Source organism: uncultured Aliivibrio sp. (genome assembly GCF_946479765.1).
Taxonomy (GTDB): domain Bacteria; phylum Pseudomonadota; class Gammaproteobacteria; order Enterobacterales; family Vibrionaceae; genus Aliivibrio.
On sequence record NZ_CAMLHO010000006.1, the window covers coordinates 27,160 to 45,727 of the forward strand.

The 18,568-nt window shown below is 38.8% G+C and carries 18 protein-coding genes; 14 read left to right on the top strand and 4 right to left on the bottom strand.

Translation table 11 applies throughout. The features are described 5' to 3' along the window. The first annotated feature begins 382 nt into the window (after positions 1–382). A complete protein-coding gene (locus Q1K78_RS04280) occupies positions 383–628 on the top strand; it encodes a YciN family protein (protein ID WP_300174782.1) in 246 nt (81 codons plus the stop codon). Positions 629–701: 73 nt separating this feature from the next. Here Q1K78_RS04280 and sohB read toward each other — a convergent pair whose 3' ends face one another. Then, positions 702–1,763 (bottom strand): protease SohB, encoded by a 1,062-nt coding sequence (gene sohB, locus Q1K78_RS04285; protein WP_300174784.1) that lies wholly within the window; start codon positions 1,761–1,763, stop codon positions 702–704. A gap of 162 nt (positions 1,764–1,925) precedes the next feature. On the opposite strand from sohB, the gene Q1K78_RS04290 reads away from it, so the two are divergent. Then, entirely contained in the window at positions 1,926–2,666 is a 741-nt protein-coding gene (locus Q1K78_RS04290) for a YciK family oxidoreductase (protein WP_300174786.1), read from the top strand. Between the two features lie 115 nt (positions 2,667–2,781). On the opposite strand, the gene rluB is transcribed toward Q1K78_RS04290, so the two are convergent. Further along, positions 2,782–3,858: a 23S rRNA pseudouridine(2605) synthase RluB gene (rluB, locus tag Q1K78_RS04295; protein ID WP_300174788.1), complete on the bottom strand. Its 1,077-nt coding sequence runs from the start codon at positions 3,856–3,858 to the stop codon at positions 2,782–2,784. 286 nt (positions 3,859–4,144) lie between these two features. Here rluB and Q1K78_RS04300 point away from each other — a divergent pair, with 286 nt between their 5' ends. Beyond that, on the top strand, positions 4,145–5,329 hold the full coding sequence (locus Q1K78_RS04300) for an acyl-homoserine-lactone synthase (RefSeq protein ID WP_300174790.1): 1,185 nt from the start codon (positions 4,145–4,147) through the stop codon (positions 5,327–5,329). Positions 5,330–5,439: 110 nt separating this feature from the next. Further along, positions 5,440–7,791, top strand: a complete 2,352-nt coding sequence (locus Q1K78_RS04305) for a hybrid sensor histidine kinase/response regulator (RefSeq protein WP_300174792.1) — start codon at positions 5,440–5,442, stop codon at positions 7,789–7,791. A 51-nt stretch (positions 7,792–7,842) separates the two neighbouring features. Here the strand turns inward: Q1K78_RS04305 and Q1K78_RS04310 are convergent, their stop codons facing one another. Both Q1K78_RS04310 and Q1K78_RS04315 read right to left on the bottom strand, forming a co-directional pair. After that, on the bottom strand, positions 7,843–8,463 hold the full coding sequence (locus Q1K78_RS04310; protein ID WP_300174794.1) for an L-threonylcarbamoyladenylate synthase: 621 nt from the start codon (positions 8,461–8,463) through the stop codon (positions 7,843–7,845). 54 nt (positions 8,464–8,517) lie between these two features. After that, the gene (locus Q1K78_RS04315) at positions 8,518–9,363 is read right to left on the bottom strand and encodes a PHP domain-containing protein (RefSeq protein WP_300174796.1); all 846 of its coding nucleotides are present in this window, start codon (positions 9,361–9,363) and stop codon (positions 8,518–8,520) included. A gap of 403 nt (positions 9,364–9,766) precedes the next feature. Here Q1K78_RS04315 and Q1K78_RS04320 point away from each other — a divergent pair, with 403 nt between their 5' ends. From Q1K78_RS04320 to gspS2, 10 genes are all read left to right on the top strand, one after another. Further along, entirely contained in the window at positions 9,767–11,353 is a 1,587-nt protein-coding gene (locus Q1K78_RS04320; protein ID WP_300174798.1) for an anthranilate synthase component 1, read from the top strand. Next, positions 11,353–11,961 (top strand): aminodeoxychorismate/anthranilate synthase component II, encoded by a 609-nt coding sequence (locus Q1K78_RS04325; protein ID WP_300174800.1) that lies wholly within the window; start codon positions 11,353–11,355, stop codon positions 11,959–11,961. Before Q1K78_RS04320 ends, Q1K78_RS04325 begins: the two co-directional genes overlap by 1 nt. A gap of 10 nt (positions 11,962–11,971) precedes the next feature. Then, the gene (trpD, locus tag Q1K78_RS04330) at positions 11,972–12,979 is read left to right on the top strand and encodes an anthranilate phosphoribosyltransferase (protein WP_300174802.1); all 1,008 of its coding nucleotides are present in this window, start codon (positions 11,972–11,974) and stop codon (positions 12,977–12,979) included. Positions 12,980–12,984: 5 nt separating this feature from the next. Then, positions 12,985–14,397, top strand: a complete 1,413-nt coding sequence (trpCF, locus tag Q1K78_RS04335; protein WP_300174804.1) for a bifunctional indole-3-glycerol-phosphate synthase TrpC/phosphoribosylanthranilate isomerase TrpF — start codon at positions 12,985–12,987, stop codon at positions 14,395–14,397. A gap of 10 nt (positions 14,398–14,407) precedes the next feature. After that, positions 14,408–15,598, top strand: a complete 1,191-nt coding sequence (trpB, locus tag Q1K78_RS04340) for a tryptophan synthase subunit beta (RefSeq protein WP_300174806.1) — start codon at positions 14,408–14,410, stop codon at positions 15,596–15,598. Next, positions 15,598–16,404, top strand: coding sequence for a tryptophan synthase subunit alpha (gene trpA, locus Q1K78_RS04345; RefSeq protein ID WP_300174808.1), 807 nt, complete (start codon positions 15,598–15,600; stop codon positions 16,402–16,404). The genes trpB and trpA overlap by 1 nt, the downstream gene beginning before the upstream one ends. A 187-nt stretch (positions 16,405–16,591) precedes the next feature. Continuing rightward, positions 16,592–17,137, top strand: a complete 546-nt coding sequence (locus tag Q1K78_RS04350) for a septation protein A (protein ID WP_300174810.1) — start codon at positions 16,592–16,594, stop codon at positions 17,135–17,137. Between the two features lie 110 nt (positions 17,138–17,247). Further along, positions 17,248–17,658, top strand: coding sequence for an acyl-CoA thioester hydrolase YciA (gene yciA, locus Q1K78_RS04355; protein WP_300174812.1), 411 nt, complete (start codon positions 17,248–17,250; stop codon positions 17,656–17,658). A 105-nt stretch (positions 17,659–17,763) separates the two neighbouring features. Beyond that, positions 17,764–18,066: a YciI family protein gene (locus Q1K78_RS04360; protein ID WP_300174814.1), complete on the top strand. Its 303-nt coding sequence runs from the start codon at positions 17,764–17,766 to the stop codon at positions 18,064–18,066. A gap of 53 nt (positions 18,067–18,119) precedes the next feature. Continuing rightward, positions 18,120–18,515, top strand: a complete 396-nt coding sequence (gene gspS2 / locus Q1K78_RS04365; protein WP_300174816.1) for a type II secretion system pilot lipoprotein GspS-beta — start codon at positions 18,120–18,122, stop codon at positions 18,513–18,515. The last annotated feature ends 53 nt before the right edge of the window (positions 18,516–18,568 follow it).

An 18,568-nucleotide genomic window follows, 5' to 3' on the forward strand; every position in this document is an offset into this window, starting at 1 on the left:
CCTCGTGCTGAAATACAATACTGTCGAAAAACGATATCCGCAGCTATAAATTAAACTTTTATCTCTATATTACTATTGAGGGAGGATGCCATCACGTCAACCTCTTTTTTTACAATTGATTCTAAATGGTCGCGCTTTGGACAGATGTTAACTAGATGTAATAACCATTGCATCCTATTTCATGTCTTATTATTTCGATGGAATCTATTAACATTTACCGACCAATAGCTCAAAAAGTTAATCTCATAACTTGCGCTTGCTCACAATAAAACGCCAATTAACTCCCCTGTATTTTATTTTAAACATCATGATTTACATCAATTGTAATTTTAATTCTTTATGCTTAAAATCCCTCCTTTATACAGTAAAAAATGAGTGACTTATGAGCGATAAAAAATCCATTTCAGAGGCTGATTTACTGTTAATCGCCAATCAAATCATTCAAGATCATGAGAACTATGCCGAAGGCATGCGTGCAACTAGTGTAGAAGAAAAAGACGAAGTATTAGTCTTTAAAGGTGAGTACTTTTTATCAGACCAAGGGTTACCAACAGAGAAAACAACCGCTGTATTTAATATGTTTAAGTACCTTGCCCACCAGCTTTCAAAAAAGTTTACCGTTAAGTGATTTTTGCTAGTCAAAAACAATAAAAAAGGCTGAATTATTCAGCCTTTTTTTGTTAATTACCATTGCTTAAAACTTAAACAATCGGACGTTGACCCTTGCTGATTAAACGCATAAATACATTCTCAGCAGATTGCCCTGCAATTCCTGCGATTTTAGCGCCTAACTTCTTCTTTTGTACGTAATGAATCGCTAGTACTTCACGATCTTTACATGCTTGTGTTACATAATCATCTGACGTTTGAATGGCATCAATCAAGCCTAATTCTAGCGCTTGCTTTCCAAACCAATGTTCACCTGTCGCTACTTTTTCAAGATCTAATTCTGCACGGTGCTCATGAATGAAATCTTTAAATAACACATGAGTTTCTTCTAATTCTAATTGGAATTTTTCACGTGCTTTATCACTATTTTCACCAAACATAGTAAGCGTACGCTTGTACTCACCAGCAGTCAGTTGTTCGAATTCAATATCGTTTCTCTTCAACAACTTACTGAAATTTGGCAATTGAGCGACAACACCAATAGACCCAACAATCGCAAACGGTGCTGCAATGATTTTCTCACCGATACACGCCATCATATAGCCACCTGAAGCCGCAACTTTATCTACTGAAATAGTCAGCGTAATATTGGCATCTCGTAAGCGATCCAGTTGTGACGAGGCTAGGCCATAACCATGAACCATGCCACCACCACTTTCAAGACGCAAAAGCACCTCATCGCCTTCAACAGCAATCGCTAAAATCGCGGACACTTCTTCACGAAGACTCGCAACTTCTTTAGCATCAATACTGCCTTTAAAATCTAAAACAAATAAGCGAGCATCACGTTTCAGCTCTAATTCACCTGATTTTGCCGCTTGTTTAACTTCTTTCTGTTTTGCTTTATCGGCTTCTTTCTGTGTTTTTTTCTCAGCTTTTGCGCGTGCTTTTAATTCAGCCTCGTCAAATAAATGGTGCTCTAACTCTGCAACCGTATCCTTATATTGCTCAGTTAAGTTAGTGACTTCCAACTCACCTTTTGCTGCCGCAGATTTACCACCTACCGCTTTCACCGCTACTAAAATGACGATAATAGACACAACCACTGTGGCTACTTTCGCTAAAAAGAGACCGTAATCAAACAAAAATTCCAATGTAATACCCTCTTAAGTATGTTTCGTGTATTGTACCTAACTTAACCCTAAGTTAATTCACCTTATGATAGAAACTCGCACTAAATGCGTGTTTTTACATCAATACACTGCAAAAACAAGCAGTCTTATTTATGGTGAGCGTTGAAATACAAGGATTACAGAGTGGACTATCAGGTTTCAGCTGACGCATTAAAAAACAAAACAATTCTCATTACAGGTGCTGGAGATGGCATTGGTAAGCAAGCGGCATTACATTATGCACAACATGGCGCGACAGTGATTCTGCTTGGTCGTACCGTGGCTAAATTAGAAGCCGTATATGATGAAATCGAGGCGGCAGGTTACCCTACACCAGCAATTGTCCCTCTTGATTTAAAAGGTGCAACCAAACAACACTACGTCGATATGGCTGAAACAATTAGCAGTCAATTTGGTCAACTAGACGGTCTGCTACATAATGCAGGATTGCTTGGCATGTTAAGTCCATTTGAGCAATTTGAAGAAGCTATGTTTGACGAAGTTATGCAAATTAACGTCAAAGCACAATTCTTAATGACTCAAGCTTTACTGCCTGTTCTACAGCAATCAGATGATGCACGTATTATTTTCACTACATCGACGGTCGGACATCAAGGCCGTGCTTTTTGGGGAGCTTACGCTATCTCAAAATTTGCCACTGAAGGGATGATGCAAACGCTCGCACATGAAATGGAAGGGACTAACGTAAAAGTAAATGCCATTAATCCTGGCGGTACTCACACTCGTATGCGAGCACAAGCTTTTCCAGCGGAAGACATTAGTCTACTTAAAACACCAAAGGATATCATGCCTCTATATGTTTACTTAATGGCTACAGAAAGCATTAACGTTAACGGCCAATGTATTGACGCACAACCAAAGTAAGTGATTTTTAGAACTCTCTATAATATACAAAAAATAGATAAAAAAAGGGTTGAAACCGTATGGCTTCAACCCTTTTTTATTTGTCTGTTTTCTGATTTTTAATCAGCGATTCAACTTAACGTTGTCTTGGTGCTGATTTTGGTGCTTTACCATTTGGAGAGAACTTAGTTCTAATTGGTTTTACACCATTTGCAGAAGGTTTTTTACCTTTACCGCTTGGCTTACCAGTTGGCTTAGTAGCATCACCCGTTGTATTACGTTTTGCTGATGGTAATGAGCTACCGACAGGTTTCTTGTTATTACGACCACGACGACCAGCAGCAGCAGGTACTGCACCACGATCATCCGTTGTACGCTCATCATGACGTTTTACTGCACGACGGATCTTTTGAGATTTAGACTTAGCACGCTTACGTGATTCTTTATCTACATCTAATAAACTTTCTTTTTCGTGTGGCAATTCAACCATTTCACGTAAGTAGTTTACTTCTTTAAGCTCAAGCTCCATCCAACCGCCGCGTGGTAATGCTTTCTCTAGGAAAATATCACCGTAACGAACACGTTTTAGACGACTTACTGTTACGCCTTGAGAATCCCATAAACGACGAACTTCGCGGTTACGACCTTCATTGATTACAACATAGAAAGTATGATTCATACCTTCGCCGCCTGCATACATCACGTCTTCAAAACGAGCTTCACCATCTTCCAGTTTTACACCTGAAACAAGGTTTTTAACCATTTTGTCATTAATGTCACCGAATATACGACACATATATTCACGTTCAACTTTACGGCTTGGGTGCATTAGACGGTTTGCTAGTTCACCATCAGTAGTGAACAACAATAAACCAGCAGTGTTGGCATCTAGACGACCAACAGAAACCCAACGAGAGTCTTTGATTTTTGGTAAACGGTCAAAAACAGTACGACGACCTTCAGGATCGTGACGAGTACACAATTCGCCTTCTGGTTTATGGTAAGCAAGAACACGACAGATAACTTCAGTTGACTCTTTTACCGATATAACATGACCATCAATACGAATTCTTGCATCAATATTTTCTAGGCGGTCACCTAACTTTGCAATCTGACCATCAACACTAACACGATTAGACTGAATCATCGTTTCTAATTCACGACGAGAACCAAGACCTGCTCGTGCTAATACTTTCTGTAATTTTTCGCTCATTTTTTACCTTATTATGTCGCCTTCACAGGCGTCAATTAACTTTTATGAATCAAGAATCTACCTAAACTAGATAGTATTTCTCAACCACTTTAAAATTCTATGGAGGGTGATTATACAATAAGGTTGTGACGAATGGTAAAAAATTAAGCAAAAATTTATATTACATGAAATTTTACCGTATGATGGAGATGCTGATTTATAATCAGTACATCTTAATCATCACAAAGGAAAATAGAGATGAAAAAATTACATCAATTACTGAACTCAGTATCAAATAATTCATTTAATGAAATGGCACAAAAAAAACCAGCAAGATGAATTTATACAGCTACTCGAAATACACTGTAAAAAAACGGAAAATCCCAATTTACTCAAACAAATTGTTGATAGTCGAAAGACTACTATTTCGCGTAAATTAATCGAATCGAATCAAGGAAACCTTGCACACATTTTTTCAACTGATATCGCTTTTAATATTATAGGTAAGATCCCCTGCTCAACCCTTCCGCAACACTACTTTGTCATCGAACAACTTGCACAAAAACTGTTTGGTTGTTTATTAACATGCTGGACTGAATTTGAAATCTTTCGAACCATACAAAATTCAGCACTAAGCAATAAACATACAAACCAATTCCAAACAACGGCATCATCTGTTATTCATGAAGACTACCACTATGAATTAGTTAGAGATATCTCCCAAGATCAGCGATATTTTTATACCGAATTTACAGATCAACCATTGTTACTTTCAGATGCTATTGTACTAATAAACATTGCTACTTTTATAAAACAGCACAAATGGTACGAGATGCTTAATCTTCTCGATGTTTCGTCAAAAGGAGAGCATTTTATCTTGTATCAAATGGACGAACAGATCAAAAAGCCAATGATCATTTCCTCCGCACTGATTGAACACTATCAAGACAAAGAAAATTGGTTGTTTTTTGATTCTTTTTTCTTAACAGAGCAATGGAATAAATACGATATCACCCCTTCACTGCAGCATTTTTCTCCACAACTAAAATCACGACTTACTTTATCTAAAAATAAAAACACAATGATGTGCAGCTCAGTTCTAGAAAACGCCATTTATTCTTCTATAGTAGATAAAAAAAGAGTGTGTGGCGTGATTAGATTTACGATAAATGGACCAAAACGAAAATTAAATCATTTTCTGTATTTAGCTCAGAAAGGCTTAGCCAATGCGCTTTATAACTCAGGTAGGGATATGATCTTCTCTATTATAGAGCAGCCAGCAATGATACTTTTCTATCAAGCAATGAATAGTATAGAAACAGAACATATGCCTTTTATTTTTACTAGCTCTCAAGATATCAATAGCTCAGGTTTAATTACTTACAAAGGGATCTGTCTAACAAAGAACGCAAGTTATGTTTTCAACCAATATGATTTTAAAGAATATAATGTTAAAATCATCCAACGAAGAAAAGAACTAAAACAACAATGAGTTTAATATAAATGTTAAGTGGCCTCCCAAAAGATAATTTATTACTGTTTATTGCCGTCTTTATCTTATTATGGGTGGCCTACTTTATTCGATCATTGTTTAAAGATCGGATGGAAGTTGACCCTAAAGTTTATCATCCATATATTGCATACTCTATTTTTATCGTTCTTTGGATTTTAACTAATTACTATTTTCAATCTAATCTATTAGTTAAATTTACTGAACGTACCGCGATACAAGTCGCACTACTTGCTAACTTAAGCTCATATTTTGCCTTTAGTTTTGCCTTCTTATTTTCCTGTCGACTAGTATCAACAGAGAAAAACAAAAAATTAAAAACGTGGCAAGTGGTTCTTTTTTATGCTGAAACAACATTTGCTCTGGCCATCAATCTAATACCAAACTTAACCGTTACTGGTGTTACTATTGTAGATAAAGGCCTTTTTACTATTCATTTTGGCCCATTAGCTACTCTGTTTTTTCTTAATGCTTTTGTCTTTATTGGCTTGATTATTTATAATTTTACAAAATTAAGAAAAAGTAAAATAAAACTGAATAAAGAAAAATCGACTTACTTATTGTTTGGTATTTTAATCTTTATGTCTTCCACTATTATTTCTCAAATAATAATACCGATGGTATGGCACGACTTTTCATTTGCTTGGATACCACCTGCCCTTTCTGTCACCGAAGCCGTTTTAATTGGTTATACGTTACTTTATCATCGCTTATACAGCTTCCGTTATATCTCTTTTTGGGTAGCCTCCTATACGATGACCTTAATCGTCTTCCTTAGCCCTTTTCTCTATTTTTATAATAACCATCAAGAAAGTGGTCTATTCTATAGTAGTATTTTATTGATAATTTTCACTGGTTTGTTTTGGAATAAAATACTTTCAAAAGCAAAAATGCTCTCTAGTTTATTAATCTACAAAGACAAAAAAACACCGGTAGATAAAATATATGAAATTGCTGATGAATTTAAATATTCAACTCAACATGCTATCGAGAAATTGGCTTCTCTGCTTGGAACACCACAAGATGATCTGCTCTTAGTCGGTAAAAACACAAACTACAATATCTTCATACCACATTTGAACCGATCAAATTCTGCATTGGTGAAAGATGAGTTAGATTATCAAATTCACTATGCTCCAGAATCAAATCATTCTGAACTGCATCAAATCCAAAAAGAGATGGATTCCCATAAAACAGCCTTAATACTTCCTGTGTTTGGAAAAAATAAGCTGATTTCTCACTTACTTATCTCTGCAAATAAGCGAGATGGTTCTACTTTTTCTAATGAAGAGATTACCGCTGTACAGTGGGTATTAACCAAGGTTCAAGGGTATATTGAAAGTGAACGTAAAGTTCTTCAATCTCAAGCACTTGCAAACTCTATCGCCCATGAGATGCGTAATCCTTTATCACAACTTCAGTACCACTTTGAACGTATTGGCGCGCATTCAAACGAAACAACGATCAATGATGAGTTACAAAAAGGCAAATTGGCGATCCAACGTGGCGCTCAACTCATTGATATCATTCTCAGTGAAAGCAAAGGTTCAGAAATAAACCAGCATTTATTTAAGTATTATTCCATTTCGGAATTAACTAATCAGTTTATAAATGAGTATGCTTTTGACTCAGAAAAGATTCGTAACCGTATTCACGTTAATCTAAGCGATGATTTCACCATACATGCTAACGATACTTTATTTGGTTTTATCCTCTTTAACTTATTACGTAATTCCATTCATTATTTTGATGACTCAGACTGTAAAATATCAATACAGTTAACTAGAGGGAATACGACCAATTCTTTAATCTTTAGAGATACTGGGCCTGGAATTGATTCAAATATATTACCTAATATCTTTGATGATTTTTTTACTCATAATAAGAAAGGAGGCACTGGTTTAGGACTATCTTATTGTCTAAGAGTTATGCACTCCTTTGGTGGCAATATTGCCTGCTATTCAAAAAAAGGGGCATTTACTGAATTCGTTCTGAGTTTTCCTAAAGTGAGTAATGATAACCAGCCAATAACTCAGTCTCCACAAGTACAACAAAACATCACATTAGAAACGAATATTACAAATAACAACTCGGAAAAAACCATACTTATCGTCGACGATAAAAAAGTACAGAGAATGTTAATTCAAACCTTCATTGCAAGAGATAATCTCACTATTATTGAAGCAGGGGATGGATTAGAAGCCATTGATGTAGTCCACAATACTCATATTGATCTTATTTTTATGGATTCTCGTATGCCTATTATGAATGGTGTTGATGCCGCAGAAAAAATTAAAAAAACACACCCATTAATCCCTATTATCGCTTTAACTGGTGAATCTGATCATAATGAACTAATGAAAATAACAACGATAATGGATGGGTACTTAACAAAGCCTATTATTAAATCACAGCTACTAAAAATCGTAGAACAATGGATATAAAAATAGCCAGTCACTGCTGGCTATTTATTAGTAAGTGTTGACTATACTCTCTTACTGAAATGGGCTTGGATCACCCGCACCAATACGTACAACATTAATTTCATCATCACTAAAATCAACAACCGTTGTTGGTTGCTCGCCTAAATAACCACCATTCATAATTAAATCGACAGTATGCTCAAGTTGATCACGAATTGCTTCAGGATCAGACTCTGCCATTTCATTACCAGGTAAAATCAAGGTCGTAGACATTAATGGCTCACCCAACTCTTCTAACAGAGCTAAGGCAATTTTATTGTCAGGTACACGCATACCAATCGTCTTACGCTTTGGATTCATCAAACGACGCGGCACTTCTTTTGTGCCTTTAAAGATAAAGGTGTATGCGCCCGGCGTATTATTTTTCAATAAACGGAAAACACTATTATCAACACGAGCGTAAATCGATAACTCAGAAAGATCACGACACAACAGGGTAAAATTGTGCTTATCATCTAAACGACGGATCTGACAAATTCGCTCTAATGCTTGTTTATTTTCTAATTGGCAACCTAGCGCATACCCTGAATCGGTTGGGTAAATAACCACACCACCATTACGAATGATCGCAACCGCTTGAGTTATTAAACGCGCTTGCGGGTTTTCTGGATGTACATAAAAAAACTGGCTCATTATTCCTCCTGCCTAGCAGGTCATTATTATATTAATTATTATCTAGAGCAGAGTTTACTCAAATGTGGGTAAATCCCATTCTTGCCATACTGGTACTACCCCTTCAGGTAGCCATAAATTTCTTCCAAGCTCTGTCCAAGGTGACGGATAATGAAAATCTGACCCTTGTGATGCTTGTAATTCATAATCAATGGCATAGTTTGCAAGCACTCGACGTTCTTGCACACCTTGTTGTGGTAATGCGACTTCCATTGCATCCCCCTTTGCCTCAACAAAAGCGACCAATAGTCGTTTAATCCATTTTGCCGTTAAATTATATCGGCCAGGATGAGCTAATACCGCTGTTCCACCAGCATTATGAATGACCTCCACCGCTTCTTCGATTGAGCACCAATCTGGTGGAGCATATCCTATGTTATTGCGTGTTAAGAACTTTTTAAAGACCGCCTGCATCGTTTTTGCGTGACCTTGGTCAACTAACCACTTACCAAAATGCGCTCGCGTCAACGAGCCGCCATTAGCCAGAGCCACCGCGCCTTCATACGCTCCCGCATAACCGGCTTTTTCAAGACGTTCAGCCATTTTTCTCGCACGAGAATCTCGACGCTGCGCTTGTTGTTCTATCAGTGCAATTAATTCAGGGTGATTCACATCAACATTAAGGCCAACAACATGAATGTCTTTGTTGCTCCATAAAGTCGAAAGTTCAATACCATCAATTAAATGTACTGGCAGAGCTTTTGCTTTAATCGTTTGATGAGCTTCAACCAAGCCCGCCACGGTATCGTGATCAGTAATAGCAAGCACCTTCACATTAAAAGTAACCGCTCTTTCTACTAATTCAGTAGGTGACATACGCCCATCTGACGCAGTTGTGTGACTATGTAGGTCTATTTTCATAATTATTCTTGACTTTCACCTTGCGTACTAGTTTACTGATACACAGTTAAACATTTTTTCACCAATTCATTATTGGTTTACATAGTAGGTACTTTATGTCACAGCTTAGCAAACAACAAGTATTCTTAAAAAGAAGCGTGATGACTCAACGTTGGTGGCACTACTTCGGGTAGTGTTTTTGTGCTTAATATTTTTCAACATAAAAACCTTACCCGCCATCCAGCGGGTTTTTTATACCTTAAGCTTAAACGATAGATAACACCAATAATAGATGAAAATCTAAACAGCCAGTCATTCAGCCCTCACAAGTTTTAAGAAAAGAGTGGCAACAAAAGTGAAATATGCGACTATGAAATCCAATAAAAATGTAACATCAATTCAACGTATTAGCATGGAGGCTGGAATGCAGTCAGTAATGTCCAATGATGGTCAGCTAGAAGTTCTTTCCCTTAACGTTCCATACGTTTCCGATCCAACACAACTTTATTCTACTTTATGTGAGAATAAAGAGATGAGCTTGTTACTCGAAGGGGCTGAAGTAAACTCTAAGCAAAACATCATAAGCTTAATGCTGATTGATGCGGCGGTACGAATTCATTGTTTTGATAAAGACGTTACCTTAGAAGCCCTAACGCTGAACGGTGAACGTTTATTACAGACCTTAGCGCTATCTCTGCCTTCTTCTTTGATCACTCTATCTTCTCAAACTCTACTCACGCTGCACTTTCCAGAGATTAACCAAGATCTGGATGAAGACAGCCGTTTACGTGAGCTTTCTTCTTTTGATGCTCTGCGTTTTATTCAGAATCACTTTGATGTAACTGGATTACCCTCTAATGCGCTATTTTTGGGCGGTTTATTTGCTTATGATTTAGTGGCGAATTTTGAAAACCTCGGTAATGCAGAAACAACCAATAATTGTCCAGACTATGTGTTTTATGTAGCGGAATCACTTTTGGTTATCAATCACCAAACCGAGTCTTCGGTACTTCAGGGATCACTGTTTAATACTGATGAGACTATCAAAGCCAGTGTTTCTACCCGACTTCTTGAAATAAAAGAATTTTGCTCAGAGCCACATACGGTTCCCTCAGCCCCAACGCTAGAACGTTGTGAAGCAATTCCAAGTGTGTCAGATGAAGATTTCTGTCAAACCGTATTAGATTTAAAAGAATTTGTCATTAAAGGCGATATTTTCCAAGTTGTTCCTTCTCGTCGCTTTACTCTTCCTTGCCCTGCGCCATTAGCAGCTTACCGTGAACTGAAAATAGGTAATCCAAGCCCTTATATGTTTTATCTGCAAGATCGCGATTTCACCCTGTTTGGTGCATCGCCTGAATCTGCATTGAAATACGGCAAAGAAACAAACCAAGTTGAGATTTACCCAATCGCAGGCACACGTCAACGTGGTAAAAACAACGATGGCTCTATCAACCATGATTTAGACAGCCGCATTGAATTAGAACTGCGTTGTGATACCAAAGAAAATGCAGAGCACATGATGCTAGTTGATTTGGCTCGTAATGATGTGGCTCGTATTTCAGAAGCAGGCACTCGCTATGTGGCTGATTTATTAAAAGTCGATCGCTACAGCCATGTTATGCATCTGGTTTCTCGTGTTGTTGGTCAATTACGCGGGGATCTTGATGCCCTTCATGCTTACCAAGCGTGTATGAATATGGGGACATTAACTGGCGCACCAAAGATCCGTGCTATGCAGCTCATTCGTGACGTAGAAAAAACACGCCGAGGCACTTATGGTGGCGCTGTTGGTTATTTAACAGGCGATGGCAACATGGATACTTGTATTGTTATTCGTTCAGCCTATGTTGAAGACGGTATCGCTCAAGTTCAAGCCGGAGCTGGTGTGGTGTATGACTCTGACCCACAAGCTGAAGCTGATGAAACGCGTGGAAAAGCCCAAGCGGTGATCTCTGCAATTCAAAAAGCGCACTTAGCTCAACCAGTAAGCACTAAGGAGAAAAACTAATGGCTCATATTGTATTACTCGATAATTTCGACTCCTTTACTTATAACTTGGTTGATCAATTTCGCTCACTTGGCTACCCAGTTACCATTTATCGTAATAGTTTATCTGCGGTAGCTTTTGAAGAGGCGGTAAATAAACTAGAAAATCCGGTAGTTGTATTATCTCCAGGACCAGGGGCTCCATCAGAAGCGGGCTGTATGCCTGAAGTCATTCAACGCTTAAAAGGCAAAGTACCTATGATCGGTATTTGTCTTGGTCATCAGGCAATTGTTGAAGCATATGATGGTACGGTTGCAGGTGCTGGTGAAATCGTTCATGGTAAATCTGCAATGATGAGCCATAACCAACACGCAATTTTTGACGGTTTACCAAACCCACTCTCTATTGCTCGTTACCACTCTTTAGTCGCAACAAAGGTAACCGATCAATTAACCATTACAGCAACCGTTGATGATTTAGTCATGGCGGTGATCCAAGAAGAAGATAAAGTGTGTGGATTCCAATTTCATCCTGAATCCATTTTAACGACGCAAGGCGCTGAGCTACTAATTAATACACTAAACTGGGCTTTAAATTTAGATTCAAGCCATTCAGATAACAAAGAATAAGGATATTCTCATGACTCAAATTGAAGCCATTTTTACAAAACTATATGATCAAATTTCTCTTTCAGAAGCGGAAAGCCAAGTCCTTTTTGATGCAATTATTAAAGGTGAGTTAGATCCGATTCTACTTACCGCCGCGCTAACTTGTTTAAAAATAAAAGGCGAGACGCCTAACGAAATTGCAGGCGCTGCAAAAGCATTGCTTGAAAATGCCAATGATTTTCCTCGCCCAGATTATGATTTTGCCGATATCGTAGGCACAGGAGGAGATGGTTCAAATACCATTAATATCTCCACCACAGCAGCGTTTGTTGCTGCAGCGTGTGGTCTAAAAATCGCAAAACACGGTAATCGTGGCGTATCAAGTAAATCAGGTTCTTCTGACTTGCTGGATTCTTTTGGTATCAACTTAGCGATGTCAGCAGAAGATACACGAAAAGCCGTTGATGACTTAGGCGTTGCCTTCTTATTTGCACCGCACTATCACGGCGGTGTACGTCATGCGATGCCAATTCGTCAAACCATGAAAACACGCACCATCTTTAATATCCTTGGTCCATTGATCAACCCTGCTCGTCCAAACATTGAATTAATGGGTGTATACGATGAGTCTCTTGTTCGACCAATTGCAGAAACCATGGTGAATATGGGAATGAAACGCGCAGCCGTGGTCTTTGGTTCAGGTTTAGATGAGGTTGCGATTCATGGTCCAACAACGGTTGCTGAAATCATTGATGGCGAAATCAAAGAATACACATTAACCCCTGAAGATTTTGGTTTAGACACCCACCCACTTGAAGCAATTAAGGGTGGAGAGCCGGAAGAAAACAGAGCCATTATTACTGATATCCTGACGGGTAAAGGGACTGACGCTCAATTAGGTGCCATTGCCGTTAACGTTGCCCTATTAATGCGTTTATTTGGACATGAAGATTTAAAAGCCAATGCACAAAAAGCCATTGATGCGATGAACTCAGGAAAAGCATTCGAGCTAGTTCAACAACTGGCTGCACGAGGATAATAAAGATGACACAACAATTGTCTGAGCACATCTCAGTAGAAAATACCCAAATGGCTGAAGTGCTAGTTAAAATTGTCAAAGACAAAGCGATTTGGATAAATGAACGTAAAGAAAGTCAGCCTCTCGATACCTTTAAGAATGGCCTAACAAATTCTGATCGCAGTTTTTATGATGCATTAAAAACGGGTAAAACCGAATTTATTCTTGAATGTAAAAAAGCATCGCCATCGAAAGGACTAATTCGACAAGATTTTGATTTGAATTACATTGCATCAGTTTATAACAAACACGCCAGTGCAATTTCTGTGTTAACGGACGAAAAGTATTTCCAAGGCAGTTTTGATTTCTTACCAATTATTCGTGATCAAGTTAATCAGCCTATTCTATGCAAAGATTTTATGATTGATGCATACCAAGTCTATTTAGCTCGCCACTACGGTGCTGATGCTATTCTACTAATGCTTTCAGTGCTTAACGATGAAGAATACAGAGAACTTGCAGAAGTCGCTCATTCATTTGGTATGAGTGTACTCACGGAAGTCAGTAATGAAGAAGAGTTACACCGAGCGGTCGCATTAGAAGCGCAAGTGATTGGCATTAACAACCGCAATCTACGTGATTTATCCACCGACTTAAACCGCACGAAAGAACTTGCCCCACTGCTACCAAAAGGCACAATAATCATTTCTGAGTCAGGCATTTATAACCATCAGCAAGTGAAAGATCTAGCGAAACACGCAACGGGGTTTTTAATTGGCAGCTCGTTAATGGCAGAAGAAAATCTAGAACTAGCTGCGCGAAAAGTAATTCTAGGTGAGAACAAAGTCTGTGGCTTAACTTCTGTTGAAGATGCAAAAGCAGTTTATGACTCAGGTGCTGTGTATGGCGGATTAATCTTTGTTGAAAAATCACCTCGCTTTGTCTCTCTTGAAACCGCAAAAACCATCACTCAAGCGACAACATTAAACTATGTCGGGGTGTTTCAAAATGAAACAGTTGCAACCGTAGTGAATGCAGAAAGCCAGTTATCTTTAGCTGTTGTTCAACTTCATGGAAATGAAAGTGAAGAATATATTGCCGAGCTAAAACAGCAATTACCAACAGCATGCCAAGTGTGGAATGTTATTTCTGTGTCAGATGATGCGCAAAGTATTTCCCTTCCGCAAAGCCTTGCTGATAAAGTGTTGGTAGATTGTAAAGTTGGCTCTCAAGCAGGCGGCACAGGCGTTAGTTTTGATTGGAGTAAACTGCCACATAACGACATTATGCTAGCCGGAGGCTTATCACTAGACAATACCAAACAAGCCGCACAACTTGGTTGCCACGGATTAGATTTCAACTCTGGTGTCGAATCGGCCCCAGGAAAAAAAGATCACACAAAATTACGCGCCGTATTTAGCGCATTACGAGATTATTAAGGAAAATATCATGGCAAAATTAGATGCCTACTTCGGCGAATATGGTGGTCAATACGTTCCACAAATTTTAGTACCTGCACTTGATCAACTTGAGCAAGCCTTTATTGATGCTCAAGCAGACGAAGATTTCCGTGCCGAGTTCATGACACTGCTGCAAGAATATGCCGGTCGTCCTACCGCTCTTACGCTTTGTCGTAACCTAACCAAGGGTACTAAAACTAAGTTATACCTAAAGCGTGAAGATTTACTGCACGGTGGCGCACACAAAACCAACCAAGTATTAGGTCAAGCACTGCTCGCTTTACGTATGGGTAAAAAAGAAATTATCGCTGAAACAGGGGCAGGTCAACACGGTGTAGCAACTGCACTTGCATGTGCTCTACTCGGCTTAAAATGTCGCGTTTACATGGGCGCAAAAGACATTGAACGTCAAAGCCCGAATGTATTCCGTATGGAATTAATGGGCGCAGAAGTGATCCCTGTTCATTCTGGTTCATCAACACTGAAAGATGCATGTAATGAAGCATTACGCGATTGGTCTGCAACCTATGAAACCGCGCATTACCTATTGGGTACTGCGGCAGGCCCTCACCCATTCCCAACCATTGTACGTGAATTCCAACGTATGATTGGCGAAGAAACAAAAATGCAGATCCTTGCTCGTGAAGGTCGACTTCCTGATGCGGTTATTGCTTGTGTTGGTGGCGGTTCAAACGCAATTGGTATGTTTGCTGATTTCATTGAAGAAGAAAACGTAAGATTGATTGGTGTAGAGCCGGCAGGTAAAGGTATTGATACCAACCAACATGGCGCACCACTTAAACATGGTAAAACCGGTATATTCTTCGGTATGAAAGCCCCACTAATGCAAGATGAGCATGGTCAAATCGAAGAGTCTTATTCGGTATCTGCTGGTCTTGATTTTCCATCGGTTGGTCCACAACACGCACACTTAAATTCGATTGGCCGTGCTGAATATGGCTCAGTAACCGATGATGAAGCATTAGAAGCCTTTCAAACTCTGGCAAAAGGCGAAGGCATCATTCCTGCTCTTGAGTCTTCTCATGCACTGGCTTATGCTCTACAAATGGCACATTCAGAACAAGAAAAAGAACAACTGCTAGTAGTAAACCTATCTGGCCGTGGTGATAAAGACATCTTTACTGTTCATGATATCCTAAAAGAAAAGGGAGAAATCTAATGGATCGTTATCAAGCCCTCTTTGCTAAATTAGCAGACAAAAATCAAGGTGCCTTTGTTCCTTTTGTAACGATTGGCGATCCAAATCCAGAACTTTCTTATCAGATAATGGAAACACTACTCGAGTCTGGCGCAGACGCACTTGAACTTGGTATCCCATTCTCTGACCCTCTGGCTGATGGCCCGACAATTCAAGGCGCAAACATCCGTGCATTAAACAGCAAAACAACCCCTATTGTGTGTTTTGATTTAATCGCAAAAATCCGAGCTAAATATCCTGAAACACCCATTGGTTTATTAGTTTACGCGAACCTTGTGTTCGCAAATGGCATTGATACTTTCTATGCTAAATGTCAGAAAGCTGGTGTAGATTCAGTGTTAATTGCGGATGTTCCAACCAATGAATCAGCAGAGTTTAGAACAAGCGCGATTAAGCACAATGTTCACCCTATCTTCATTGCACCACCATCGGCCTCTGACGAAACATTAGAAACGGTAGCTAAATTAGGCGGCGGCTATACTTACCTTCTTTCTCGTGCAGGTGTTACCGGTGCAGAAACAAAAGCAGGCATGCCAGTTGCTCAATTACTAGAGCGCTTAAACCAATTTGATGCGCCTCCTGCTATCTTAGGCTTTGGTATTTCAGAACCAGCTCAAGTAGAAGAAGCCATTAAAGCGGGTGCTGCCGGGGCAATCTCAGGCTCTGCAACCGTAAAAATCATTGAGCAACATCAAAATGATTCTATCGCCTTACTTAACGCTCTTTCATCATTTACCTCATCGATGAAAGCTGCAACACAAAAATAACCGTTAACACAAATCTCCCACTAATAAAGAGCTCATGATGAGCTCTTTATTATTTTATAACCTTTAACCAATGATCTTTTAAAAAAAATGAACAAGTAAAATGTAACAAGCAATTTTTAGCGATTCCCTCCCCCACAAATTTTAGATACACTCACAATATAATTTATTATTGGCTCGACATATAAAAATGAAACAGATCTTAGATTTTATTCCACTGGTCATCTTTTTTACACTGTACAAAATGTACGACATTTATACAGCGACAGGCGCACTGATCATCGCTACGGCTGTACAGCTCATCGTTACTTTCGCTTTATACAAAAAAGTAGAAAAAATGCAGCTAATCACCTTTCTTATGGTGACCGTATTTGGTGGCATGACCATCTTCCTGCACGATGACAATTTCATTAAATGGAAAGTAACTATCGTTTATTGTGTATTTGCCGCAGGATTAATCGTTACTCACATTATGGGTAAACCAATTATCAAAGGCATGCTAGGTAAAGAAGTGACCTTACCTGACGATAAATGGGCAAAAATTAATCACGCGTGGGTTCTATTCTTCGCCGTGTGTGCCATTGCAAACTTATACGTCGCCTTTGAAATGCCATTAGATGTATGGGTTAACTTTAAAGTCTTCGGCTTACTTGGCCTAACCTTCTTATACACATTACTTACAGGTATGTACGTTTACAAATTCATGCCAAAAGAGAAAAAAGAAGAACAAGAGTAATCTTAGTTTCTATTTATTAAGCCGTGCTGTTTTATCGCACGGCTTTTTTATATCTGTTTTTTTGTGATAGACTGCCGCCAATTTCATTTTTGTTGTATTGGAACCCCACTTTGACAACACCAGATAATCTAGGACAAGCTCCTAAAGGCCAGCTTCTTCTTCGTACTCTTTCTATGCCTGCTGATACCAATGCAAATGGTGATATCTTCGGCGGATGGATCATGTCACAACTGGATTTAGCCGGTGGTATTTTAGCCAAAGAAATTTCTGGTGGCCGTATTGTTACGGTTTCTGTTTCTAGTATTACCTTTAAAAAGCCAGTAAAAGTTGGCGATGTGGTTTGCTGTTACGGTGAGTGTGTGAAAATCGGTCGAACTTCAATGTCTATCAATCTTGAAGTGTGGGTTAAGCCAATTAAAGAACATGGTATTGGCGATCGCTTCATGGTTTGTGACGCTATATTCAACTATGTTGCCATTGATGCGAAAGGAAAACCCCGTCCAATAGCTAAAAGTGCGTAGTTATTAGTATTTTTCTGATTAATTATCAAAAAGCTCTGGTTTATCGCTAGAGCTTTTTTTATGATGGTTATATCAATGATGATTCAAAAATAAAAGGATTCAGCTATGTGGTATGTCATTTTTTCTCAAGATGTTGAAAATAGCTTAGAACGTCGTTTAAGTGTTCGTGAAAAACATCTAGAGCGCCTTACTCAACTGCAAAATGAAGGCCGTTTATTAGTAGCTGGCCCAATGCCTGCGATTGATTCTGAGAACCCAGGAGACGCTGGTTTCACAGGGTCAACTGTCATCGCAGAATTTGACTCTTTAGATGCGGCAACAGAATGGGCAAATAATGACCCATATATTGATGCAGGCGTTTATGCTAATGTAATCGTTAAACCATTCAAGAAAGTACTCCCAGCTTAATGACACTATTTTTAATAAATAGTAAAATTAAACTAAAAATGATAAAGAATCCTATGAATAAAATTATTCTTACCGCGTTAAGTGCCATTCTGCTCTCAGGATGTTCTTCCAACGAACAGCAACAAAAAATAGAGATGCTTGCCGATTACCGCGCCAGTATTCTTGCAAGTACCCTCCCATTAGAAATGGGACAACTGACCTTGATTCAAGTAAAAGAAAAACAAGGTGTGATTGAAATGATGTTTTTAGACAGCGGTGTTGGTGAAACTAGTACCAATCAAATCATAGAGCAAAGCATTACAACTTACTGTAAAGATCAAGAGATCCGCCCTGTACTTGAAAAAGGCGTCGCTTATCGTTATTTAATCCGTAATGCACGTGGTCAAAAGCAAAATGATATTTTTGTTAATGAACAATCTTGTTTAGATCGAGAGCAAGCTGAAAATTAACCTCTTTCTTCTCTCATTTATGCACATTTAGCTAATTAAAAAGCCCTCTCATA